Origin of the sequence: Acinetobacter geminorum (genome assembly GCF_013009345.1) — a bacterium.
GTDB classification, from domain to species: domain Bacteria; phylum Pseudomonadota; class Gammaproteobacteria; order Pseudomonadales; family Moraxellaceae; genus Acinetobacter; species Acinetobacter geminorum.
Map to the genome: position 1 here is coordinate 93,962 of NZ_JABELE010000011.1, position 23,788 is coordinate 117,749.

Consider the following 23,788-nt stretch of genomic DNA (forward strand, 5'->3'; position numbering starts at 1 on the left):
AATCTTTCGGGTAGTGCTTTTAGTATTTGAAGCGAAAAAAGAGGTACAAGCGCTACTTTTTCACGCTCCAGCCGTTCAATATGTAGCTAATTGGTTATGAACTACACTTCAATCAAGCAGGCAAACATCGCATATCCATCAATAACCATAGGTGGGCCCGCGCGATGGGCCCGAAAACCCGCAGCACGTAATAAACGTTCTACACCAAGAGGAGAGGTCGTAATGAGTTGTTTGGCGCCTTGTTCTCTTGCAAAGTTAATAGCTTCTTGCAGAATGGCAATTGAGACCGGTGATGACACAGCCTGACTGCTAGAGGAAGGCGGATTTGAAAAATCTACAGCTGAAAACCTTGAGAGTTCCCAAATTTCTGGCGAGCAGGGAATAGGCATTCCATTGAGTAATTGGGGAAATATTTCACCCAGTAAATAGGGTTGAGTCGTGGGTAGTAATCTGGCACAACCAATAATATTAGATTCTCTATCTTGAGCGACTACATAAGCTGTGTCGACTTTATCAAATTGATCTAGTTCTTCATTGTTTGGACAGTTCAACTCCCATCCCAAATGCTCAACAAATACCCTGTAACGGTAACTTTTAAATTTGGTATACAAGCCTTCTGAAAAATTGTTTTGAAATCCAGCAATAATATTCATTACAAGTGCTTCCACTTATTTTTCAAGCGACTTTACTGAACAGCTGGAAAGGCGGTAACTGTAAGAATTTACAGGTTTCTAAGAGATGATTTGTCTTAATTAAGACTGGATTAATGACGTATTGATTTGGGCATAAATAAACGGTTCCCAGAATAAAGTATCTATTTTCTTCTTGAGGAATGTTTCATTGGTATCAAACCCGATATCTATACCAGATATATCAACAATCATGATATTGCTTCGAGGCAAACCTACTCGTTTTACGGTAGTGATGCCATTGTACTCAATAAATTCCCAATCCCATCCGGTACTTAAAGCTGGAGTTTTTAACGTTGCCCATTCGGTAAAACCATAATAGAGAATTTTAGAATCTTCAATTTGTGTTGATTCAACAATAGAGATGATGTGTTGGAGAGGATAAATCATAAGTTGGTTTTCGTTCATTCGAATAAAACCATCTGTTGAGATAGAGAAATGAGGGAGTATGCTAACCATGCTACCTGTTCAAGTGACTTGAATTGGGGTTCAATGGATAAATAGCATAAATTATTGCCAATAAAATACTGTTATGTTTAACAGGTTAACTATAATTTGATGGTGCACCTTTAAGCTATTCTTATCAGAGATGTTTTTGGGTAAAAACTCTTTTTTTAAAGAGACTAGCTCGATAGAATCTATTAGATAGTCAATAATTTTAATACTAAAATAATAATTACAAGTATGGGGGTGCTGTAATTGTTTGGTTTTTAAAATATTATAATTATTTTTAGTTTTTTTATATAAAAAACAGGGGGATTAGAGGTATTGAATAATTGAAAGGCAATATTATTTAATTAAATTAATAAAAACATGCTCTCAAGATTAAGTGATTGAGTTCTCTATAAATTAAAAAAATATATATTTTGGAATAAAATGCATCCTGTAAATTTTAATTTTTAAAGCATAATCTGCGCATGAAATATAACAACCTTGAAAGCGTTCAGACATATAGTTTATCTGAATAATTTGCAATCATTCCGGGCTTAAAAGTGTTGTTAATTGGATAATGAATTCAAAATCTGTAATTGAGGGCTCTAATAGAAGAGCAGGTGCGAAAAATATATTTAGTAACCTAAGAGTGTTTTAGATTATTGATGATCTTTATTGAAATTACGGTAAAAGATTAGGCCTACACTTCAATTTGATTACTTTGGATTCACAATATGCAACCGAACAAAAAATAGTTTGTGAATGGAGTCTAATGAGCGCAAATGGAAAGTTGGCAAGAGGATTTATTATCAGCATTTTTGGTGGTAAAAAATGAATACCAGTTGTTTGAGATCGTTAAATCTACAGCATTAAAGCTTGGATTTGACTATTGCGCTTATGGTATGCAATCGCCCTTATCTATTGCTGAACCAAAAACGATTATGTTGAATAATTATCCAGAAGCATGGCAGAAACGTTATGTGGAACGGCAATATGTGAAGATAGATCCGACGGTGCAGCATTGTATGATATCACTTCAACCTCTTGTTTGGTCGAGTCAATCTGCGAAGACACAGGCTGAAAAAGATTTTTGGGAGGAAGCGCGTTCTTATGGTTTAAATGTCGGTTGGGCTCAGTCAAGTCGTGATTTTATTGGGACCAGAGGAATGCTAACACTAGCAAGATCCAACGACCAATTATCAGAAAAAGAGCAAAAAGCACAATACACGAATATGTACTGGTTGACTCAAACAGTGCATTCTAGCATTGCTAAAATGGTGAATGATGCAGAATTTGCTCAATTCAATCTTTATTTAACGAACAGGGAAAAAGAGGCGCTACGCTGGACTGCTGAAGGTAAAACGTCAGCTGAAATAGCTCAAATTCTTGGAGTAACTGAAAGAACCGTAAATTTCCATCTCAGTAACTCCATGCAAAAGTTAAATGTAAATAATAAAATTTCAGCAGCTATTCGGGCTGTAATGCTGGGGCTTTTATAGAGATTATAGATAATAGAGGAATTTAATATTAGAATTAAGAAAAAATAAATATTTTAATATTTATATGTCCAGTTTAAGGGAACTAAATTTTATTATTAAAACGACCCCAACCTTGGCAAGGTCACCGAGATTTATGCCATTAAATGATGTTAACTATAAGTATATGATTTAATTGATTGTGTGTAGTTTTTAGTGGGTTGAAATTTTTAGCAATTTAGATCATTTAAGGGTATTTTGGTCACTTCATATTGGAAATTTTAGTCTATAAAAGTCACCTGTATTTTGGTGCGAATTTTCATGAGAAACAACAACATTATATAATTTAATATAATGATTCTTGATCCTCATGAAATTTTTTTATATTCAATTCAATAAATGAATATTATGCTCAATCCTATTTTGGATCATCTGGAGAGTCTCTGTTTGAATTTGTCCAGGTAATAGATCATGAGCGATATTGCTGAATCGGATTGCAACCTTACAAATCGAGCCAATAATTTCATCGACTTCTTGGGCAGAAAGTTCCGCTTCCTGAGTACCAAGTTTTACAAGAGCTTGTCGAGGAATATCCAGTGCCTCACCCATGATATCCATTTGATGATATCCACCTGGCCCCTCACAGAAAGTAACATCATAAGCAGGGGAGAGTTTCCATTGCCCATTTTGGGACATCAGAAATGAAAAGTTTTTGCAATGATCATCTCGATTATTGAAGACTACATTGAAAACAGCTCGCTTGAATGCAATTGCTTTTTCGCGAACATCATTGGTGCAAAAGTGTGCAGCGCGAAGAAAGTTACTGTAGTCTAAACTCCCTGGTGATTTAAAATCAGCTCCGGTGAAGGCCGCTAAACTTTGCATAGGGATACGCATGCCATCGTGGCGGTCAAATCTCTTTGATGCAAATGCGGTTAATCCATTCGGAAGAGTAAAATATTGAGTGTCAGGGGTATCAATATGACAATGACGCAAACATTCTGCATAAACAGCTTCAATTGCACAAACTTCAGGATGCTCTTGCTGAGCGGGAAATTTGATCAGCCAAGCTTCATGTTGATGTGAGCTAACTGTTGAGAATTCGTTGGTGACAGGATCACGATAGACGAGTGCTTTTGGCCTTGCACCTTGTGGAGATCCACCCATAATTAATAAATGCTGTAAAAATTCTGCACCTTCTCCTTTGAGAACTTGCTGAACTTCTTGAGCGAGTTTAATCAGTGGAGTATTTTCAGTTAATGCTAACTCAGGTGCTGAAGGTTCAAAGGATAATGCCCCCATTGCATGTGTATTAATATACGTGAGTCGTTCTAATGGCCCAATCCGTGCTGGATTGAGTCCATTTTTTTTAAATAAGCGATCCATAAGAAGCATGCCCCAACCATCGGGTAGGGCATCATATATAGGACCTGGCAATCCCATTTGATGTGTAGGAAAGTTCGTTCTTAATGAGTCACCTTTTAATGGAAGTAGGTAAGAGGAAAGTTCTAAACCTTTACTGATCGCTTCTGCACTGTATTCAAAGGCAATTAATGGCCGACCTGTGATTGCGGTTGAGGAGACCAGTGTACCCCAAAGCCAATATTCACCCCATCCATTGTAGTAAACATTAAGTTTTTTGAGCATGGACTTATTTCCTTTTGATACGTTGGCGAGCCGTATTGCTCTCATAGCGGAGAATGTCATTTACACTGTTTAAATGAGGTTTGAAGAGTTCCTCTAATTCTTTTAATCGGCCCAATACCATGGCAACGCGTACTAAATTTTCAAATGAAACATTTCGACCGGCTTCCAGATTAGATACTGTATTCACACTAATACCAGCACGTGTAGCGACGTCTGCCTGAGTCATTTCCAGATAAAGTCGTTCTTTGCGAAGCCTTTCACATAATAACGTGACAACCTCTTCAGGCTTTTTGAATTTTAAATCCATAATATTGGGCCTTATATCTATATATATCTATTAAAACACAAAATAATGGATTTATAGAAATAAACCATTTGATGTAAGGAGGGTGCTTAATTGGCCTGATTAGATCTAATTAGACTAAAAAAGTCTAATTAGACATTTACAATTTAATAGAGTCTAACAACCTGCTTTAAGCTTAATCAGTTTCGCCTGATGTCGCGAGGAACCAGTATTTGCTATCAGGTTAATCTGGAATATTTGGCACAAGTGGTTTGGAGCAATGAGGTTGGGCAGGGTTTTATCTTTTCTGATAACTTATTGGGTACCGATTCACAACTTATTCATCATATTCTGGAAATATTTCTTCAATTTCATTGTGCTGCGGCAATTTATGCTTTTTATTCACTTCGAATTGTAAACTAATACTGCAAATTCTTGTTTAAATGATCATTAAATTTTGTGCTAACTTGGACAGACATTATTTGGCTAGTGGGACAAACAGTTATTGCTCTTTAAGATGATTAATTTTACCACTCACGCTTGGAAGTCTATATTAAATCATTACAGGAATGACTGGTAAACCACGAATAAGAATGCGTGGCAAACTTATCCAATAATTTGCATTAAAGATGAGAAACTATCATCAGATACATCAGTAACTTGAATACCCCAAGTGCTTTTGCATCTTTATCCTTGAAGCAGAACTTAATTCGCCTTTCATTTTCAGTCAGGCTGAAGTTTTCTGCCCGTAATGTTAAATCCTGTAATGTCTTTTTGAGCTCTGTTTTGCTCTGCTGAGAGAGTTCTAAATGAAGATATTTTTTGGGAAATAAGCTATGAATAAAAGAAAGAAGTTTCTTCAGTTGCCGTTTTTCATTGAGTTCAAAAATTAACTGGGCTGAATTGGGCTGAGCTTTTTCAAGATAAATTGAGTAGATTGTATGAAGCTGTTTTTTGTATTTACTTTGTACATTTGCATAACGCTCCTGAACATGTTGAATGACCTTTTTTTCCTCCTGATTGGTTGGCAACATGGTGACCAATGCATTCGGAGTTTTCCTTAAAAAATCTGTGGTAAATAACCTCGATGATTTTTTTTGGTTTACACAGGAGGTTTTCAAATGCTGGGCTTTAGCACGTAATTTTTGCGCGATTTGCAAAGGAATAGTTTCAGGTAACATAAGGTCTTGTTCTTTTTCTACTGCAAGAATGTGATGCAATAATTCAAAAGTCATCTCTGAGTCATGAGCTCCTAGCATCAGTGAATCAGGCGATTTCTGTTGACCTAGTTGAAATTGATGATCATGTTGCCTGTAACGGTCTTTAGTGAGTTGATGAAATAAAAACTGTTTGATCGCCCGCTGCTGAACAGGATATTTAATGGCATCATCATGTTTCAGAATGTTAAAATAGGCTTCTTTAGGAAGCGGGCTGTGCATTTGATTCAGCTGGTAGCTAATTGCTAGATGCATTAAATGCAGATAGCTTGAACAGGTCGTGTCAGGGGTTAGGTGCCCGGCAAAATGAGAAAGTGCATACCAGGTTTGCTGAGTATTTCTGTTTCGCAACAATGCATAACGGATACGTAATTGCTCATGTGGGCTATAGTCAGTAAATGCATCTGAAAGTGTTGAGTTTTTTAAAATCAGGTAAAGATGATTAAATGCAGAATGGCGCAGACTATGGTAAGTAAAATTGTGTTCTCCAAAAACTGGCTGGATCAATTGTTTCAATAGGGAATTCACTTCATTTTCATGAGTTTCTTCTAAGGACTGTTTTAAAAACAGCGGGTGTGCAACTGATTTTCCTTGTTCTTTTAGCAGACGTTTTCTATTCTGACTGTATGTTTTAAATGCATGTAATTCGTCGGCTTTAAGTAGATGATGCAGGGGAATCTTGCGGTAAGCTGAGTAGCTTTTTTGATTTTTATTGCGATTGTTGCGAATGGTGAGTATCACAGCATCTTCACTAATAAATAGATCACGTACGAAGATATTCAATGTTTCATTGATCCGTAGTCCGACTCTGAATCCTAGAATAAAAATCAGTTTAAATATATTTTTATCCTGAATCGAAATATCTTGAGTATTTTCGAGCTGCTCTAGCATGTGGTGAAAAATATGGGGCGAGATCAATGCGGTTCTGCAGATTTTTACCTGGATTAAATTATCTAGATCGATAGTGGGTGCGTTAAAGAATAAGGTCTGTTTGTGATGAAACTCCTGTAGACGTTTTTGTAAAGTCGCTCTAGTTGTTTCTTTCTTTAATAAAAGCATTTCTCCATACAGATCTTCAAAATCAGCATCTGAAAATGATGAAATATCTTTGTCTTGCGTTGCCTGCAGCCAATGGACTGCAAACTGTGAAAACATGGTCTTCAGAGAACTTTGCTTGAGCGGCTGAAAATCTGCACGTATAAGCTTGCGCTTAAATCGTTGCTGCTGCTGAATAATATGATTGAGAAGGTCCAGTTGAGGTTCCGTTAATTTTGAGCGTAGAATGCTCCACAGCAGCAAACGTTCCAAGGCTGAAGATTGTTCTCTGGCATATAATTCTATGAGTTGATCGCTATAGTTTTTTGCACGAATAGCTTGACGTATTTCTACTAAAATATCGGCAACATCTAATGCAATAGTGACTTTAGACTGGTCTTGAGGGTTTTCATAAACTTCCTGAATCGTATGGGTAGGCGTGGGTTCAGGCTGAATAAAATAAGCTGCTAATTGTTTTTCGAGAGGACTGGAACTGTAAATTTCATTTTTTAAGATACAAATGGACATTTGATCCAGTCCACTGTTTTTTAGGAACTGTGTGTAGTAAAAACCATATTTTAACAGGTCTTTATAACGTACCTTTTCCTCAGGAAAGCATTCGATGATGCAAGTGTTGATCACTTGTTCTGCGTCATCAATATCTGAAAATAAATCAAATTTTTGATGTTTTAGTCTGTAGATCCAGCATTTCACAATATCGTTTAACACAAACGTTTTTGTATAGCTCACTGAAAAATTCAGGTTATTTATACGCTGATTACCGAAATGCCGGTTCGGGATCTCAAGTGAAACAATATGATTTAGGTTTGAAAAGCTTTGAAATTTCTTAGTTTTTAAAATGATTTTTAAAAACTTTTGTAGTTCGTTCTCATTATAAATGCCATTAAATAATATTGTGCTGATCAAACAAAAAGCGAGGGATTGAGTTGGACTGAAGTCATTATGTTCTGTCCAGTGAGCAATCAAATTTTTGGCAAATTGAGTCACCCTTTTACCATGTTTTAAAGTCTCAATATTTTGTTGGGGTGGGGGGCTTTCATGACGAACAGGTGTTGCAGGAATAGGGTAGTTTTGATTTGATAAACGATTAAAACGCTTGATATATTTCGCGAATTCTAAGCGTGCCATTTTATGACTACGAGTATTAGATTTGTACTTTTCCAAAAGTTGATTATCGACTTGTCTATATACATCGGAATAGTTTTCAGGTGTAAGCTCTAGGCATTTCTCACTAAATAATTTAAGAAGAAATTCCTTATTTTTTATAAGTTTTTTTTGTCGTTTTAGGGAGTGTGGATGTCTGCTCATTTAATCATGATCCCGTTGAATGTCGACATACTTTTAAGCTCTAATATTTCAATTAGCTTATCTTGTGCTGTTCTGATTTGATCGTAATCAGTCGCCTGAAAAGCTGAATAGCGGTCAAACAGTCCCTGCATTGCTTCGTCATGACCAAAGATGCCTTTAACTACATCTTCATTGCAGTCTTGTGCAAAAAAATAACGAGCAAAGTGGCGGGTCCAATTGCGCTGAAGGGCTATTTCTGTACAGTATTTTTGAATATCAGAAAGTTCTAAATTTCGGATATATCCTTGTGGATCGTAAAATAATAGAAAGGGGCGTTCACCCTCGAAGACCTCATGGATTGCTTGTACTTGTTCATTGGACAGATAGGCTTTTGTGAGGTAGAGAAAGTGTTTTAAATATTTTAGGTAATGCTGTATTTCATCACGAAGATAATCGTTAAACGGTAGATATCGTCCAATGGTGCCCGAATAACGCTGCTCTTTATCTGCAACAGCCATCAATTGATTGTCGAGGTCAATATAATCTAGATTGGGCGGGAAGGACTCACTTGGTCGTGCTGACGTTATCAGCATGCAAATATGCCATAGCCAGATTGAATAATATTTTAAAGTCTCAAAAGGATTCGGATGTTCCCTCACTCGTTGGTCAAGCTGGTGAAAAAATGATTTAACAAATGGTAGATTAGGTGTCTGCTGACTACCAAAAGAATGCGGGTTACTGAATTCTTCAAGATATTCAGTTTCCAGCTGAGGAACAGTCAAAGTTAGAATTTGAGTATAAATATTAATAATATCCACGATTTGTGTTGAAGAGTAATGGCATGGAATATAGTGCTGAACACTTTCTCCATTAAGCAATTTGCTTTCCAGTTCATACTCAAGTTCATTCAATGCAATATCACTGAGTAAGCGCGGAAGATTTTGTGTTGTTAACTGGAAGGTCAGCCCTTTATTAATTTTTTGTAAATACTCCTGTATCTTGGAATCAATCTCAACACCATCCATTTTTTTCAACTGACTTAGATTTTCCAGATAATATTGAGGCAGAGGAATCGTAAAAGAATTCACGGTATTCAACCGATGTTTTCTTAAAACAAAATCCTTGAGTTTAGAGACTTCAAAGCTTTGCTTAAAGAAACATTTTTGGGGTTGCAGTGATACTTCTTTGTTTTTTGTACTGACTCGTAAATTTTTTTGAAATACCGGCAGATCTTTATAATGAGTAAGACTGAGGACTGAAAATAAAAGCAGGGTATGAATTGGAGAATTTTCTGCCTGTTCTAATAAAATTTGCATAATGTACTGTGCGGTAGGCAAATCGAAGACCCGAGGATTCGGCTTGCTCATTAGCTCATTCTTGTTTTGATGCAGAATTTGATTTTTGAGATTATTGATCTGAGCTGTGATAGAACATTGCTCTAGTGAGTTAAATTCAAAATTATGATCTTCAACTTTTTCTATAGTTTTATCTTCGCGTGGTTGTTTAGCTGTACCTTGTTCAAAATGAGTCTGATACGTTTGTTCATCATCGAGAGATATTCTTGATATCTTTTGAACATCAGTTTGAGGAGCTTCTTTGGCACCTGAACTGCTTTGGCGATTTCGTTTTAAACGTTCAGACTGAGTAAAGACATATTGATAGATGACACGTAGATTTGCCAGCTGGCCAATTTGTTTTTCATCTAAATTTGGTGTGGAGCGGTTAAGTAACTCTCTATTCTCTGTTTCAGCTTTATTTAAAAACTTAAGAAGATCCTCCAACTCAATAGGGAGAGGTGGTAATAAGTTATAAAGCCAATGGTATTCCTGTTTTTTGCTGGCTAAACGAAAACGTCTACAGAGGTTAGCTACAGTGGCTGCATGTTCTTTGCTATCAAGCAATTCAATACATCGAGTATTAAAAATGGCCCATTTCAGGGCATTAGCTTGATATGCTGAAGGCGTATTAATGACTGCAATAAGATAATGAACGAGAGGATATTCACTGATTGATTGTTCTACAAGTTTTTGATTTATAATATTGTTAAGTTCAATAATTTTAGTAGGTTTAATGAACTCATTGAGTTTGATAGAATCCTGATAATTTTCCAGCTTTGCTTCTGCTAGTGTTTGATAGAATTCTCGAAACGGCTCAAGCTTTAATTCTTGAGTATCTTCTAAGTAACTATATCCGTTCATGATGATATTCCAGCCAGAATTTTTTCTAATGAAAGTGGACCAGCATAATTTGAAATAGGACTTACTGGACTTTTGGATTTAGACAGCCCTGATAATTCTCGTAGATGATTGATAGTTAGAACTTCCTGACCGAAAACTTCCTGAAGATGTGCGGCTAAGTATTGTTCATTTAGCCAATGTGCGATGATATCTAAGCCATGAATTGAGTGATGTAATCCGGAACATAGTAATGCCTTTACTTCGCTTAAAGCCATGATAGTGAATTCGTAGGAATTATTTTTTTCATAAGCTCTAAACGTAAATTCAGTTTTATACTTATTGTAAAAATAAGCATAGATCCAGCTGAAATGACTACTAAAAAAATAGTGATCAGCTTTGTCTGTTGTCAGAAGAGGAATTTCGATATTCTGTTTAAAAGTTAAATTCAAGTGATAGTTTTGCTGTTTCTCATTAAGCTGAAAAAATAGAGCAATCCAGATTTGGTAGGCATGCATACATTTTGGATAACACATTAATTGTAAGTTTTTTGAAGATACACGATGACTTTTAATAGCTTTTTTTTTATAGACATATGCTGATGTCTCCCCATATTTATGCCAAGTGGCTGAAAAATAAGCTATAATATTCACGTATTTTTTATAGGAGAGTCAAGGGTTGCGCACCCTATATTGTGTTAATAAATTGTAAATTTCACTATATATAGTGTTTTTAATCTTTTTAGGGCTTTGTTGCACAAACCTATCTGTAAAGGCTTTTTCAGCGATATAATTTTCAAATGAAGAAGCCTACACACAAAATCTACCGCACAACCAATTGGCCCGCATATAACCGAGCACTCATGAGTCGCGGAAATATTGCCATTTGGTTTGATCCTGCTACGCAATGGTATGCGCCATCAAAAGGCAAACAAGGGCGAAATCAAATCTACTCCGACGCAGCTATCCAATGCTGCTTAATGATTAAATCCTTATTCCGTCTGTCTTTACGTATGGTTACTGGCTTTGTGCAAAGTCTGATTAAACTTTGCGGATGAGCAGCCCCGAATATCAGTGATATTCTTACACCACGCTTTGTAGAAGACAAAAGCATATTGATATTGTAATCAGCTACCAAAAAAGTAGCGATGGGCTGCATCTACTCATGGACTCTACAGGGATGAAGTTTCTAGGTGAGGGCGAATGGAAACGCAAGAAACATGGACCTGAATATCGTCGCCAATGGCGTAAACTACATATTGGTATAGATGCCAAAACCCTACAAATACGCGCTATTCAGCTCACAACCAATAATGTCAGTGATTCACAGGTGCTTGGTGATTTACTTAATCAGATTCCACAAGATGAGCGGATTGATTCTGTTTATACCGATGGAGCTTATGACACCAAGCAATGCCGTCAGGTCATTGCAGATCGGCAAGCGCATGCGGTGATTCCACCTAGAAAAAATGCGAAACCATGGAAAGATACAAAGAGTAGCTCGCTAGAGCGAAACGAATGACTTCGAACAGTTACACGTTTAGGCAGGACACTCTGGAAAAAATGGTCAGGCTATCATCGGCGAAGTTTGGTTGAAACTAAGATGCATTGCATCAAATTATTAGGAGATAAGCTCAGTGCAAGGAGTTTTGATAGCCAAGTGAATGAGATCCATGCACGTGTAGCCGTCCTTAACAGATTTACGGAATTAGGTCGACCACTTACCCAAGTTACGCCTTAAATTTGGCTCAATTAGGGGCGCTTTGCATTTCAAATCTTTGTGCAACAAAGCCACCTTAATAACGGATTTGTTTAACGCCAGCATACTTTTTGAAACACCACCCAACTTGGGGTGGTGTTTCAAAAAGTATGCTGAAAAAAACAATATGGCTTTTGATAAAATAGAGGTATGAAAATAACGCTACAAATCAAATGTCCTACCTGTCTAAGTAACAATATAAAGAGAAATGGCATCAAAGTAGATGGGAAACAAAACCATCAATGCAAAGATTGCAAACGTCAGTTTATTGGTGATCATGCATTAAGCTATCAAGGATGTAACTCAGGTATTACCGGCAAGATATTACATTTAATGGTCAGAGGAAGCGGTGTAAGAGATATTGCTGAAGTCGAGCGTATCAGCATTGGCAAGGTATTACGAACCTTAAGTGAATCGATCTATCAGATTCAGCCTAAACAAAGCCACTACGAATGTCTTGAAGTCGATGAACTTTGGACTTTTGTAGGGAATAAGAAAAATAAACAATGGCTTATTTATGCCTACCATCGAGAATCTGGAGAAATTGTTGCTTATGTTTGGGGTAAGCGGGATTTAGCAACGGTTCAACGTCTTAAAGCTAGACTTAAAAAGCTTGGGGTTCAATATGCTCGAATTGCGAGTGATCATTGGGATAGTTTTATTACAGCATTTCAATGTTGCAAGCAAGTGATCGGTAAGTTTTTTACCGTCGGTATTGAAGGTAACAATTGTAGAATTCGTCATCGAATCAGGCGTGGATTTAGGAGAAGTTGCAACTTTTCTAAAAAGCTCGAAAATCATTTTAAAGCCTTTGATTTGACTTTCTTTTACCTTAATAACGGATTTGTTTAACGCCAGCATACTTTTTGAGACACCACCCAAAATGTTTCTAGAGCATGCAAAGTGATGGGTGTCTCTAGAGATACTTTTCATCGCTATCAGGAGCTAGTACAGTCTGGTGACATGGATGCATTGATCAATAAATCCCGTCGAGTACCTAATCTAAAAAATCGTGTAGATGATGCTACAGAACTAGCAGTCATTGATTTCGCAACTCAGTATCCAGCTTATGGGCAGCATCGTACTAGTAACGAATTACGCAAGAAGGGTGTATTTGTTTCAGGTAGCGGTGTTCGCTCTATTTGGTTACGCTATGATTTAGAGAACTTTAAGAAGCGTTTGAAAGCACTCGCAGCTAAAGTGGCACAGGATGGTATCGAATTAAATGATCATCAGATTGCTGCTGTTAGCGACAGTGTAAAAATGACCCCCTAACGGCATTTAAAAACTGACCCCCTTGGTTAATATAGCGGTCATTTTGGACTGCTCAACATGTTAACTTTGGAGCAAGCAGTGACAATACAAATTCTTCATCAACAGGGTAAATCTATTAAAGCCATTAGTCGTGAACTGAGGGTGTCTCGAAATACCGTGCGTAAATATTTACGGCAGAAGGAAACACCTCAGTATCGGCGTACACAACCTAGAACAAGTATTCTTAATCCATATAAACCCTATTTACTCCAACGTGTAAATGCAGCACATCCTGAATGGATTCCTGCCGCTGTGCTCTATCAGGAAATTTTAGGGTTGGGATATCCAGGAAAGATCAGGATCTTGAGGGAATATCTTGCAACATTAAAACCAGTTGCCAAACTGGAAAACCAGTCATTCGTTTTGAAACCCAACCTGGCCAACAAATACAGGTGGATTTCACCACGATTCGACGCAACAACACGACTTTAAAAGCCTTTGTTGCAACATTAGGGTATTCCAGAGCGACTTTCGTGAAATTTTATGATCATGAACGTACGGATGTATGGATCGATGGTCTAGAAAATGCATTTCAGTTCTTTGCAGTAGTACCTCAAGAAATCCTGTTTAATAACGCTAAAACGATCATGATTGAACGGGATGCCTATCAGGAGGGGCAGCATAAATGGAACACCAAACTGCTCGACTGTGCCAAGAAGTACAGCTTTCGTCCTCGCGTATGTAAGCCCTACCGCGCACAGACCAAAGGCAAAGTTGAACGCTTTAATGGATACCTCAAATCAAGCTTTATTGTGCCATTGAAAGCAAGCCTGAAGACTTCGGGTTTACTGTTAGATGTTGATATCGCCAATGCCCACATTGGCTGGTGACTGCATGAAACCGCCAATCAGCGGATTCATGCCACCATGCAAGAAAAACCGGCTGTTCGACTACAACAGGAGCAGCAAAAATTTACGCCATTACCGCAATCAGATACAGGTTCTGGCACTGTACCTGTTGCAACAGCACAGCATGTCATGCCCTACGAGAGTTTGCAGCATCCGTTATCGGTATATGACCAGTTGCTAGGGGTTTCTTGATGAATCTGCAATACGAACGTATAGAGCAGCTTTGCCAAAAGCTCAGTCTACATACAATTGCGTCACAATAGTCTCATCATGCGCAACAAACATTAGGTCAGGATAGAAGTTATGCCGACTTTGTTGAAGCCATGCTGATGCATGAATATGCTGCTAGGCAACAGCGCAGCCAGCAGGTCCTGATGAAACTCTCAGGCCTGCCTCAAGTGAAAACGCTGGAAGGTTACGATTTTAATTATGCACTAGGTGCTCCGAAATCCCAGATGGTCGGGTTGTTCAACCTGAGCTTTATCTCGAGAGCAGAAAATGTGGTGTTTCTTGGTGCTAGTGGTGTAGGGAAAACGCATTTATCCATGGCATTAGGCTATAAGGCCATCATGAACAATGTCAAAAGTCTTTGTTGCATAAATAAATTTCATCCCCATACATGTTAGATGAATACAGAATCAAAAAGCCGATACAAAACAACGAACTGGTCTGAGTACAATCAGGCTTTACGTCAACGGGGTGCTTTCACCATTTGGTTTGATCCCCAAATGCAATGGTCTGCAACACCTACTGGAAAAAAAGGATGTCAACCTATCTAGACTGATATAGCAATTCAATTTGCCCTGACGATACGAAACCTGTTCCAACTGGCTTTACGCCAAACACAAGGTTTCATTCAAAGCCTTTTTCAAATGGCTCACCTCGACTGGAATGTTCCAGACTTCTCAACATTGAGTCGGCGAGCAGATAAGCTCCAGCCACTTCTACATAAATCAGCAAAAAATCCACAGGAAGACTTGCATATTTTAGTTGATAGCACAGGGATCAAAGTTACAGGTGATGGGGAATGGGTGCGTAAAAAACATGGCGTAAACCAACATCGTCAATGGCTGAAATTACATCTTGCGACAGATGCAAACAGTGGAGAAATACAAGCGGTTGAAGTCACGACCTGCCAATATGGTGATGCTGAAATGCTCCAACCTCTTTTAGATCAAATTGATGAACCCATTGCATCTGTCACGGCTGATGGTGCTTATGACACAGTGAATTGTTATGATGCGATTTTGAAACGGCAAGCAAATGTAATTATCCCTCCTCGTTCCAATGCTGCTTTATGGGCAGAAAATGAAATTGGTAAAGCAAGGAATCATGCAGTACAAGGCTGTTGGGACAGGGGTCAAAAGCAGTGGAAACGAGATATTGGTTATCATCGACGATCCCGAATAGAGGCTAAAATGTTTGCCTTGAAACGACTTGGACAAGGTGTATCTAGTCGATGCTTTAATCGTCAGGTGGTTGACTTGCAAATAAGAGTCGATATTTTGAATAAATTTACTCAACTTGGTACAGCTAAAACGGTGGCTGTTGCATAAATATCTGAAGATTAGAACAACTCTACCTTTCGTCTATTTGTGCAACAAAGCCAAGGACAATATGAACTTGTGATGAATCCTGAATATGAAGATTTTAATTTAGAATTATTACAAGACTATTGGCAATTTAATGAAATTGAAAAGCACCAGTTCACTTATTCTGTAAAAAAATTAGTGGAAAAATATGATATTAGTTCATCTGCAAAATTGGAAAGAATCGTTAAACACAGTGGACATTTAAAATATACGGGAATAAAAAACTGCAAAAAGTGCTATTTCGATTATGAAATTTTTATACGTAAAGACATAGGCTTTAAAGATTGGAAGAATTACAAGAGAGAATTAGAATGCTATGACTGCCGTAGACGCTCTGTACAAAATTACATGAACAAATATCTCAATGAGTTTAAATTGTGTATTCCAACATTGTCAGATGAGCCAATAGATTCACCGAAGCAGCAGCTCAGTTACTTAGAAAAAATAGTTCTGTATGTTATGCTCAGCAAAATTAAGATTGGCACAGACAATGTTTTGCCACAACATGAGTGGCGTTCATTTGTTGAACTTGAAGCCAATGGTGCTGGTGATCTTGTAAAAAGAATATTTGAAAAAGGCTATCTTTTTAAAACAAATGAATTTGACGAATTTATACAAAAACAAGCTGATTTGCGCCAGCTACATTCAGATTGTAGACAATATTTGAATGAAAATATAACGCATGAAATTCAAACTTACTTAGCCTTAAATTTTAAGGCAGACATAAATCTTGTGATTCCTGAATGCTACGATTACCTAGAGCAGTGGACCTTTGGGCTGTATGAGGAAATTATGGGTTCAAAAGTTTATATCAAAGACTTCAAGGAAATTGAAAAATATATAAAAAATAAAAGATTAAATGAAGTGTATGCCTTGCTTGATTTTGTTCGCCAATACAAAAAATCCCTGTAAAGAAAAATAATGCTTTGGAATTGGATTTAATGCGGATGCTTCTTAAATATGATTTACAGCATATTTTGAGCTTGTTTTGGTATCAGTCGAAATTTGTAGGTGATCGGTTACGCACCTTAGAGCTATCGGGTGATGAAAACGCTAGGTTTATTAAAGATACTGTTTTTGCTAAGAAAATATCGACTTATTTAGATTATTTAGACCATAAAGATGAAAAACCTAAGTATCCGAGGAATCTTCCTGGAAATTGGACGTATTCCGAGATTGAGCTGTTTGTTAGTGCCCAATTATTGGCAACTATGAAAAGTGGGAAAAGTATACGCCTAGCGAAATCTTGGCTTTGTGGGAAGAGACAAGAGGAATTGAGCTTGAGAACGCAAGCGCTTGATTGCTAAATTTTGATTTTTCAAATAGCGAGGTAAATTTTTTCATTCCAAGAAAATTACAGTTAACCCCTTATGGAGGACTTTAGCTAAGTTATTAGCATCCCAATTAGTCAATCGGATACAACCATGCGATGCTGTTTTAGAAATTAAGGCGGGATTTGGCGTACCATGAATCCCAAAAGAAGGTCGAGATAAACCAATCCAAATATTTCCTACAGGGTTGTTGGGTCCTGGGGGGAGGCTTAAGGGCTTAAGATTTTTGCCTTGAATAAAATTCTTAGGGTTATAACTATAATGTGGATTGAACACGATACTGCCGATGGCATGCGTGCCAGTGGGTGAGGGATTATCTTCGCTCCCGATCGTTGCAGGAAAAGATGCAATGATCTTATTTTGTCGATTAAGCAAATATAATTGTTTAGAACCTTTGTGTGCAATAATGCTTTGCACATTATTTGGCAAAACATTTATTACATTTGCGACAATAATCTTTTCACCGACTTTATTAAAATTTGCGCCTGAATTAATTTTTTGTAGAAACAATTCATCCATATGGAATTTTTCACCGAGCATTTCGGTCACACGAGTGTAATACAAGCCCTTCATTCTTGATTGTTCAGCATAATCTACAGGGATCGATTGAGCATAAGGAACTTTTAAGTCTTGTGTGGTAATGGTGTACTTAATAAACGTCGGTTGAGTTGTATCTTCATTTAAAAGCTGCCAAGTATTTGCGTCTAAGATTCCGTCACCACTTAAACCCTTCATAATCTGAAAAGCGGAAATGGCTTTCACAGTATTTAGGCCCAATATGCCATCAATTGCACCTGAGGATGAGTAATGGCGACTCAACAGCACTTGTAACTTTGCGTAAACAGGAAGATAGCCTTTTTCAAGATTGTCCGACCACTCCGCTTTATTTAGATTATCTAAAGACCATGTGTCGGCTTGGTTTAACAGTGCTAAATTGTTTAGATTGTTAGTGGTAGGAGGAAGTGATTTTTGTGGTTCAGCTGCAAGAGTATAAGTCGAAAAAATATACATACTACTCAGGCAAATAACTAAAAAGCGACTCAACATAACGACTAACCCCCAAACTAATTTTATTGATCAAAATAACTGCACTCATATTTTAAATAAAGTTGATAATTTAAAAATGTATATAAAATGCGGCTTTGTAACAATTTTAACTCTGTACACGACAAATTTCATAGGGCCCTTGTCCTATCAGGCTTTTTCTTTCTTAAAATTGCTAGCACTTTCTTAAATTCTTCTTTTTTCCCAAAACCAATCAAACGTAGAATAGCCATTTGAACATGGTCCAAACCGTAGCGAAATAAACTTACTGAAAGTCGTCCATGCTTCTTTATTTTTATCGCTTTTTTTCGATCATGTTGCCATTCACCTGTTAAATAGCACCAACAGAAACCGATAGCTAGCACTGCTATCAATTTCTTGACTCGTCTAGGGTCTGTTAAACGAGTATTTTCAAGATTGAATCCACGTCCTTTGAGACAACTAAATAAGGTTTCGATTTCCCAGCGTAATGCATAATCACGAATAGCTGAAGCATTCAACATAGGAGAAACAACAAGTAAAAGTTCTCCATCTTCTAATCGTAGCGCACTAATATACAGTTTCACTCGACCAACCCAAATACGTCGTTTACGACATTCAGTTTGACCAACTTGAAGATGACGAAATAAATCACTAGGTGGTGTTTCAAAAAGTATGCTGGCGTTAAACAAATCCGTTATTAAGGTAAAAGAAAGTCAAATCAAAGGCTTTAAAATGATTTTCGAGCTTTTTAGAAAAGTTGCAACTTCTCCTAAATCCACGCCTGATTCGATGACGAATTCTACAATTGTTACCTTCAATACCGACGGTAAAAAACTTACCGATCACTTGCTTGCAACATTGAAATGCTGTAATAAAACTATCCCAATGATCACTCGCAATTCGAGCATATTGAACCCCAAGCTTTTTAAGTCTAGCTTTAAGACGTTGAACCGTTGCTAAATCCCGCTTACCCCAAACATAAGCAACAATTTCTCCAGATTCTCGATGGTAGGCATAAATAAGCCATTGTTTATTTTTCTTATTCCCTACAAAAGTCCAAAGTTCATCGACTTCAAGACATTCGTAGTGGCTTTGTTTAGGCTGAATCTGATAGATCGATTCACTTAAGGTTCGTAATACCTTGCCAATGCTGATACGCTCGACTTCAGCAATATCTCTTACACCGCTTCCTCTGATCATTAAATGTAATATCTTGCCGGTAATACCTGAGTTACACCCTTGATAGCTTAATGCATGAGCACCAATAAACTGACGTTTGCAATCTTTGCATTGATGGTTTTATTTCCATCTACTTTGATGCCATTTCTCTTTATATTGTTACTTAGACAGGTAGGACATTTGATTTGTAGCGTTATTTTCATACCTCTATTTTATCAAAAGCCATATTGTTTTTTTCAGCATACTTTTTGAAACACCACCAAATAAGAACGGGTGTTTAGCTTCAAATAAGAATATCTGTCCATTTAATAAGAATATGCAATTAATGCAATTTTGAAAAATCTAATTATAAAAGCCAATTATTTCAGCGAGATAATTGGCTTAAGTAAAGAGTCGTATTATTTGGTTATCCGCTGATCATCCCAATAACACGGTACTACAATCAAATTGTTTTCATGTAATCGTGACCATAATCGGATACCTAAATCTCGCTGCATATTTTGGACTGTGAAATTGGAAATCAGAAGGGTAGATTTCATGTTGTCATAACGACTATACAAAACCTTATGTACCATCTCCAGGCGTTTTTCATGCCGGTCATGCAGGCCATATTCATCAATCACTAATAAATCAAAACTGGAGAAATGGTCGATGACTTCTTTCTCAGAGCGTGAAGTATCTGACCAAGTATCCATCATTTTTTGAGCAATTTCTGCACTGGTATAGTAGCGTGCAGATTTTGTACTGTTATGCAGAATGTTGCGAATAATTGATGCACTCAGATGGGTTTTACCTGTACCCGGTGTACCAATCATCAACATGTTCGGGTTGTGGTCAGAAATAATTTGCTGTGCAAATGCCTGACATAGCTTGATGATATTGTCTTGTGCAGGGCATGCAACTACATAATTCTTGAAGCCACTATCCAGGTAGCGTTTATTGAGCCCTGAATTTTTAATTTTCTGTTGTAGCAATCGCTGTTGCAGTTCATCCTCATAGGCTGCATGTGAGTGATGCACGGTTTCTTTGGCACACAATTTACAGAGCCTGTGACCTGCGATTTCCATCAGGGGTGTATGATGGGTAGGACAGAGTGTTTCCGTTGTTTCTGAGTGAAACTGGAGTGTTTTAAGCATGGTATTCATGACTGATCTCCTAAATCCACTTTGAATTTTCTAAAAAATCCTCATTTTTTTCTTCAAAATTTGAAGATGAAGATGAAGATGAAGATGAAGATGAAGATGAAGATGAAGATGAAGATGAAGATGAAGATGAAGATGAAGGGCATGGTTCAAGCATGACTTGAGTAATACTCAGGCTCTTCTCTAGAGCTGCTTGAGCATTTACTTTTCGTTGCATAGTTGATGCTTGAGCATTACTTGCAGATTTATTCCAGCGTGCTTGAGCTGCATTTTTAGCTTTATCAGATTTCATCTGTTGATTTTGCAATGCTTGGTTTTTTAAACTGGTTAAAAAACTTGAAAGAATTTGTTCAGATTCGACTTCAAATAATTCCAATGCTGTCAGCGTATTCAACAAAGTTTTAGCCTTGGTATGCTGCGGTAATTTCGTGATGCTGCATACCGTTGCTAAATCATGAGGAATAGTTCCATTTTTCCAGAAATCCATCATTAACAGCAGTGATGCACCGATTTGCTCTGCAGTCATTCGTGCAAATTTTGCCTGTAAGTCGCCAATATAGAGTGGCATCCAAATTGAAATATCTTTATGCATGTGTTCACCTTTTTTATAGGTATAGAGGGGCTAAGGTCATCGATTGGACGACCTTGTATATTTATTAGATCAGGGAGCTAAGCTCATTAACCGGAGGCGAGCCTGTTGGGCCAGGTCGTCGTAATGGGCTTGTCCATCATCCAGCATTCGCTGTAGCCAAAGTCTCAACGCCTGGTGATCATCGAAGCATTTATTGATTTCCAGCAAAAAGGCCAGATTGTGCAGTTTGGGAATGTGTAACTCATGAATGAGTTCACGCGCGACCATATCTGCTTCTGGGCTAACGACTACACCACCAAAGAAAGCTTTACTATTCATGTGCAAGCTCCTCTGTATTTAGTCTTTCCAGCATGGCTTCAAATGCACTGCCATCGCGACGCGTAACATTGGGAATATAGCGGCTGTAAACACGGAACAGCATTTCAGTGGTCGAATGACCTAGCTGACGTGCAATCCATTCAGGATTTTCACCCGCAGATAACCAAAGTGTGGCAGCTGTGTGACGTGTTTGATAAGCACGACGAGGCGTTAATCCTAAAAAACGCAGGATAGGGTGCCATACACGCTTATTAACTAAACGGTAGTCTAGAGGACCACCATCACGGTTGCAGAAGACGAAGTCCGATTTTCCGTTGTTGAGGCTTTTCTGTTGCAGAAAGGCTTGGTACACCCGGTCATTCATCTGGATCGTGCGGTCAGAACCATACGTTTTGGTTCCACCAAGAACACCATTCACTAACGCTTCACGGATATGGATCTCACGACGTTGCAAGTCGATATTTTTCCATTGAAGGCCATCGATTTCACTGGTGCGCATACCCGTAAAAAAGCGGATGGTGTAATAAGGTTTAAAGTCGTCACGAACAGATGTAATAATTCGCTGAACTTCTTCAAGAGAGAAAGGCGTGACTTCAATCCGACCTTCTTTCAAACTTTTTATGTTTTTGTAAGGGCTATCAAAATCATATCGTTCGGATGCGCTATCTAGTATCATACGAAGTACTGTCATAATCTGGTTGATTCGTGATGGTGAAAGGCATTCTTGGTTATTTCCGTATGTCACTTTGGCGAGGGATGAACGGAATCCAAGGATGTCTGACTTTTTGATGTTAATAACAGAAATTGTTCCGAAATATGGAGTTAAATATTTTCGAATAACAATCCTAATTTTTTCTGCGTAGCTGCTACGCCATTCTATTTCTTTATCAGCAACCCATATTTCACAGTACTTAGAAAAAACAGGTGCTTTAGAACTCACTGCATTGATTTGGTTTTCAGCAGCTTTAATTTCTGCCAGTCGAGCACTTTTGGGAAAATATTTTGCATAATCAAATACACCTAAGAGCATTTCAGCTTCCATACGTTCAATCGCTTTTTCAAGTTTTTTGCGATTGTTAGGTGTGTCCTCCATTGCAGTTGTTTCACGGCAACGCTTATTTAAGTACCGAAAATCGATTGTAAGCTTGCCGTATCTAGTACGGATTGAAGCCATTGGCTTGAAACTCCTATTGTAGTTGTAGGCTATGTAGAGAACCGAACGAGGTTTTAGTCATGTCTTCCTCAATACGTTCCCAAACAAAAAGAATTTTGCGTCCACCAAATGGGCGAATGTAATGAACGCCTTCGAGTAAAACACTATCTTTGAGTTGATTTCGGATAGTACGCTCGTTGTAATGAATTCGTTCCGACAGTTCTTTTGTAGTAAGATACGTGAAGTTCATATGTATATCCTTTTAAAAAGTATCACAATGATGTTATTTAAGATCACAATGCAATACTATAAGCATTTAATACATCATGCAAGTACTTTATTACACAATGGTGGTAATTAATGATAGTTTGCAATTTACCAGTCTTATTAGCTGAGCGCAGAATGAAGGTTGCGGATGTTGCGCGTGAAACAGGGATGAGTAAAACTACTCTGCATAAACTCTATAATGGTCAATCGACGCGTATTGATTTTGAAACTATTGAAAAGCTCTGCTTATTGCTAAATGTAGAAGTAGGGGAGCTTCTAAAATTACAAGCTGATGAAGACTAAGTTAATGAAATATTAATAAAAATAAGGTGACCAAATTTGGTCACCTTCCTTTTTTGAAGTATTTTTAATTGTGAGAACAGTCGTTAAATCTGGCTCTTTGGGCAGAGTTTTTGAAACTAGAAATGATTAGTATTTGTCGATATTTTTATTGCGTGACCAAATTTGGTCACGATCCTATTTGATCTTGTAAAAATATTGAATTGAAAATAATAGAAGTCTAATGACATAGAAATTTTCGATGGAATAATTTTTTAAGCAGTTTTAGAAAGGGGTTCTTATCTTTTTGATTTATTGAAGGCACTTTTTGGTCACTTATGGTCACCTGCAAATTGAAGACGTTGGGATAGACGTTATTTGAAAGCAGTCTAAAAATCTTTCTTGTTTTAAAAAATCTAATAAAATCAACAATAAAAAAGCCCCCATCTTTCGATGAGGGCTTTCTGAATTTGGAGCGGGAAACGAGACTCGAACTCGCGACCCCAACCTTGGCAAGGTTATGCTCTACCAACTGAGCTATTCCCGCGTGCCGCTTATAATACATTAAGCAAAACAAGGGTCAACAACTTTATGCAAATAATTATGCTGATTGCATAAAATAAAAACAGAAATGAGCATTTAGTGGTATTTCTATTGTTAAGTTGCCGAATAAATAGACATTTTGTTTGAAGTCAAAGCATACAAGAGCAACTTTTGTTTGTGTGTAGA

Annotated in this window: 19 protein-coding genes, 1 tRNA gene and 6 pseudogenes; 10 read left to right on the top strand and 16 right to left on the bottom strand. The window is 37.5% G+C overall.

Annotated features, from left to right (window positions below; all coding sequences use genetic code 11):
- Nucleotides 1-101 precede the first annotated feature (101 nt).
- Both abaI and HJG58_RS11930 read right to left on the bottom strand, forming a co-directional pair.
- Nucleotides 102-668 (bottom strand): acyl-homoserine-lactone synthase AbaI, encoded by a 567-nt coding sequence (gene abaI, locus HJG58_RS11925; RefSeq protein WP_081313726.1) that lies wholly within the window; start codon nt 666-668, stop codon nt 102-104.
- 84 nt (nt 669-752) lie between these two features.
- Entirely contained in the window at nt 753-1,148 is a 396-nt protein-coding gene (locus tag HJG58_RS11930; RefSeq protein ID WP_069035871.1) for a DUF4902 domain-containing protein, read from the bottom strand.
- Nucleotides 1,149-1,903: 755 nt separating this feature from the next.
- On the opposite strand from HJG58_RS11930, the gene abaR reads away from it, so the two are divergent.
- A complete protein-coding gene (gene abaR, locus HJG58_RS11935; RefSeq protein WP_069036521.1) occupies nt 1,904-2,620 on the top strand; it encodes a LuxR family transcriptional regulator AbaR in 717 nt (238 codons plus the stop codon).
- A gap of 363 nt (nt 2,621-2,983) precedes the next feature.
- Here the strand turns inward: abaR and HJG58_RS11940 are convergent, their stop codons facing one another.
- The 5 genes from HJG58_RS11940 to HJG58_RS11960 form a co-directional block, all read right to left on the bottom strand.
- Nucleotides 2,984-4,243: a type II toxin-antitoxin system HipA family toxin gene (locus HJG58_RS11940; RefSeq protein ID WP_057089991.1), complete on the bottom strand. Its 1,260-nt coding sequence runs from the start codon at nt 4,241-4,243 to the stop codon at nt 2,984-2,986.
- 4 nt (nt 4,244-4,247) lie between these two features.
- Complete coding sequence (locus HJG58_RS11945; protein WP_000364388.1) at nt 4,248-4,550, bottom strand: helix-turn-helix transcriptional regulator; 303 nt, start codon at nt 4,548-4,550, stop codon at nt 4,248-4,250.
- 599 nt (nt 4,551-5,149) lie between these two features.
- Nucleotides 5,150-8,107 (bottom strand): site-specific integrase, encoded by a 2,958-nt coding sequence (locus HJG58_RS11950; RefSeq protein ID WP_025468541.1) that lies wholly within the window; start codon nt 8,105-8,107, stop codon nt 5,150-5,152.
- Complete coding sequence (locus HJG58_RS11955; RefSeq protein ID WP_170249049.1) at nt 8,104-10,284, bottom strand: hypothetical protein; 2,181 nt, start codon at nt 10,282-10,284, stop codon at nt 8,104-8,106. The genes HJG58_RS11950 and HJG58_RS11955 overlap by 4 nt, the downstream gene beginning before the upstream one ends.
- On the bottom strand, nt 10,281-10,913 hold the full coding sequence (locus tag HJG58_RS11960; protein WP_227518639.1) for a hypothetical protein: 633 nt from the start codon (nt 10,911-10,913) through the stop codon (nt 10,281-10,283). Before HJG58_RS11960 ends, HJG58_RS11955 begins: the two co-directional genes overlap by 4 nt.
- Before the next feature lie 146 nt (nt 10,914-11,059).
- On the opposite strand from HJG58_RS11960, the pseudogene HJG58_RS11965 reads away from it, so the two are divergent.
- The 8 genes and pseudogenes from HJG58_RS11965 (at nt 11,060) to HJG58_RS12000 (ending at nt 17,079) form a co-directional block, all read left to right on the top strand.
- Nucleotides 11,060-12,000, top strand: a pseudogene (locus HJG58_RS11965) (IS5 family transposase).
- A gap of 168 nt (nt 12,001-12,168) precedes the next feature.
- Nucleotides 12,169-12,870, top strand: coding sequence for an IS1 family transposase (locus HJG58_RS11970; protein WP_004282345.1), 702 nt, complete (start codon nt 12,169-12,171; stop codon nt 12,868-12,870).
- Between the two features lie 30 nt (nt 12,871-12,900).
- Nucleotides 12,901-13,266 (top strand): annotated as a pseudogene (locus HJG58_RS11975) (helix-turn-helix domain-containing protein); the annotation flags it as partial.
- Nucleotides 13,267-13,350: 84 nt separating this feature from the next.
- Nucleotides 13,351-14,372, top strand: a pseudogene (gene istA, locus HJG58_RS11980) (IS21 family transposase).
- Nucleotides 14,372-14,764, top strand: a pseudogene (locus tag HJG58_RS11985) (ATP-binding protein); the annotation flags it as partial. The pseudogenes istA and HJG58_RS11985, both read left to right, overlap by 1 nt.
- Before the next feature lie 42 nt (nt 14,765-14,806).
- Nucleotides 14,807-15,736: pseudogene (locus HJG58_RS11990) on the top strand (IS5-like element ISAba10 family transposase).
- Nucleotides 15,737-15,775: 39 nt separating this feature from the next.
- A complete protein-coding gene (locus tag HJG58_RS11995) occupies nt 15,776-16,684 on the top strand; it encodes a hypothetical protein (protein ID WP_017482445.1) in 909 nt (302 codons plus the stop codon).
- Between the two features lie 29 nt (nt 16,685-16,713).
- On the top strand, nt 16,714-17,079 hold the full coding sequence (locus HJG58_RS12000; protein WP_017482446.1) for a hypothetical protein: 366 nt from the start codon (nt 16,714-16,716) through the stop codon (nt 17,077-17,079).
- Nucleotides 17,080-17,112: 33 nt separating this feature from the next.
- On the opposite strand, the gene HJG58_RS12005 is transcribed toward HJG58_RS12000, so the two are convergent.
- The 8 genes and pseudogenes from HJG58_RS12005 to HJG58_RS12040 form a co-directional block, all read right to left on the bottom strand.
- A complete protein-coding gene (locus HJG58_RS12005) occupies nt 17,113-18,150 on the bottom strand; it encodes a L,D-transpeptidase family protein (protein WP_005249581.1) in 1,038 nt (345 codons plus the stop codon).
- Nucleotides 18,151-18,278: 128 nt separating this feature from the next.
- Nucleotides 18,279-18,782: pseudogene (locus HJG58_RS12010) on the bottom strand (IS4-like element ISAba33 family transposase); the annotation flags it as partial.
- A 28-nt stretch (nt 18,783-18,810) separates the two neighbouring features.
- Nucleotides 18,811-19,511, bottom strand: a protein-coding gene (locus HJG58_RS12015) for an IS1 family transposase (RefSeq protein ID WP_456263974.1) whose coding sequence is annotated in 2 segments (ribosomal slippage) — nt 18,811-19,430 and nt 19,430-19,511 — 702 coding nt in all. Because the reading frame shifts where the segments join, the coding sequence is not laid out codon by codon here.
- A gap of 195 nt (nt 19,512-19,706) precedes the next feature.
- Complete coding sequence (locus HJG58_RS12020; RefSeq protein WP_068534509.1) at nt 19,707-20,453, bottom strand: ATP-binding protein; 747 nt, start codon at nt 20,451-20,453, stop codon at nt 19,707-19,709.
- 10 nt (nt 20,454-20,463) lie between these two features.
- Nucleotides 20,464-21,042, bottom strand: coding sequence for a DUF1376 domain-containing protein (locus tag HJG58_RS12025; RefSeq protein WP_068550931.1), 579 nt, complete (start codon nt 21,040-21,042; stop codon nt 20,464-20,466).
- 69 nt (nt 21,043-21,111) lie between these two features.
- On the bottom strand, nt 21,112-21,360 hold the full coding sequence (locus HJG58_RS12030; RefSeq protein ID WP_004684367.1) for a hypothetical protein: 249 nt from the start codon (nt 21,358-21,360) through the stop codon (nt 21,112-21,114).
- The gene (locus HJG58_RS12035; protein ID WP_004684368.1) at nt 21,353-22,534 is read right to left on the bottom strand and encodes an Arm DNA-binding domain-containing protein; all 1,182 of its coding nucleotides are present in this window, start codon (nt 22,532-22,534) and stop codon (nt 21,353-21,355) included. Before HJG58_RS12035 ends, HJG58_RS12030 begins: the two co-directional genes overlap by 8 nt.
- Before the next feature lie 13 nt (nt 22,535-22,547).
- Nucleotides 22,548-22,763: a hypothetical protein gene (locus tag HJG58_RS12040; protein ID WP_004684369.1), complete on the bottom strand. Its 216-nt coding sequence runs from the start codon at nt 22,761-22,763 to the stop codon at nt 22,548-22,550.
- A gap of 110 nt (nt 22,764-22,873) precedes the next feature.
- Here HJG58_RS12040 and HJG58_RS12045 point away from each other — a divergent pair, with 110 nt between their 5' ends.
- Nucleotides 22,874-23,083, top strand: coding sequence for a helix-turn-helix domain-containing protein (locus HJG58_RS12045; protein ID WP_017396932.1), 210 nt, complete (start codon nt 22,874-22,876; stop codon nt 23,081-23,083).
- Nucleotides 23,084-23,530: 447 nt separating this feature from the next.
- Here the strand turns inward: HJG58_RS12045 and HJG58_RS12050 are convergent.
- A tRNA-Gly gene (locus HJG58_RS12050) sits at nt 23,531-23,606 on the bottom strand.
- Nucleotides 23,607-23,788: the final 182 nt, after the last annotated feature.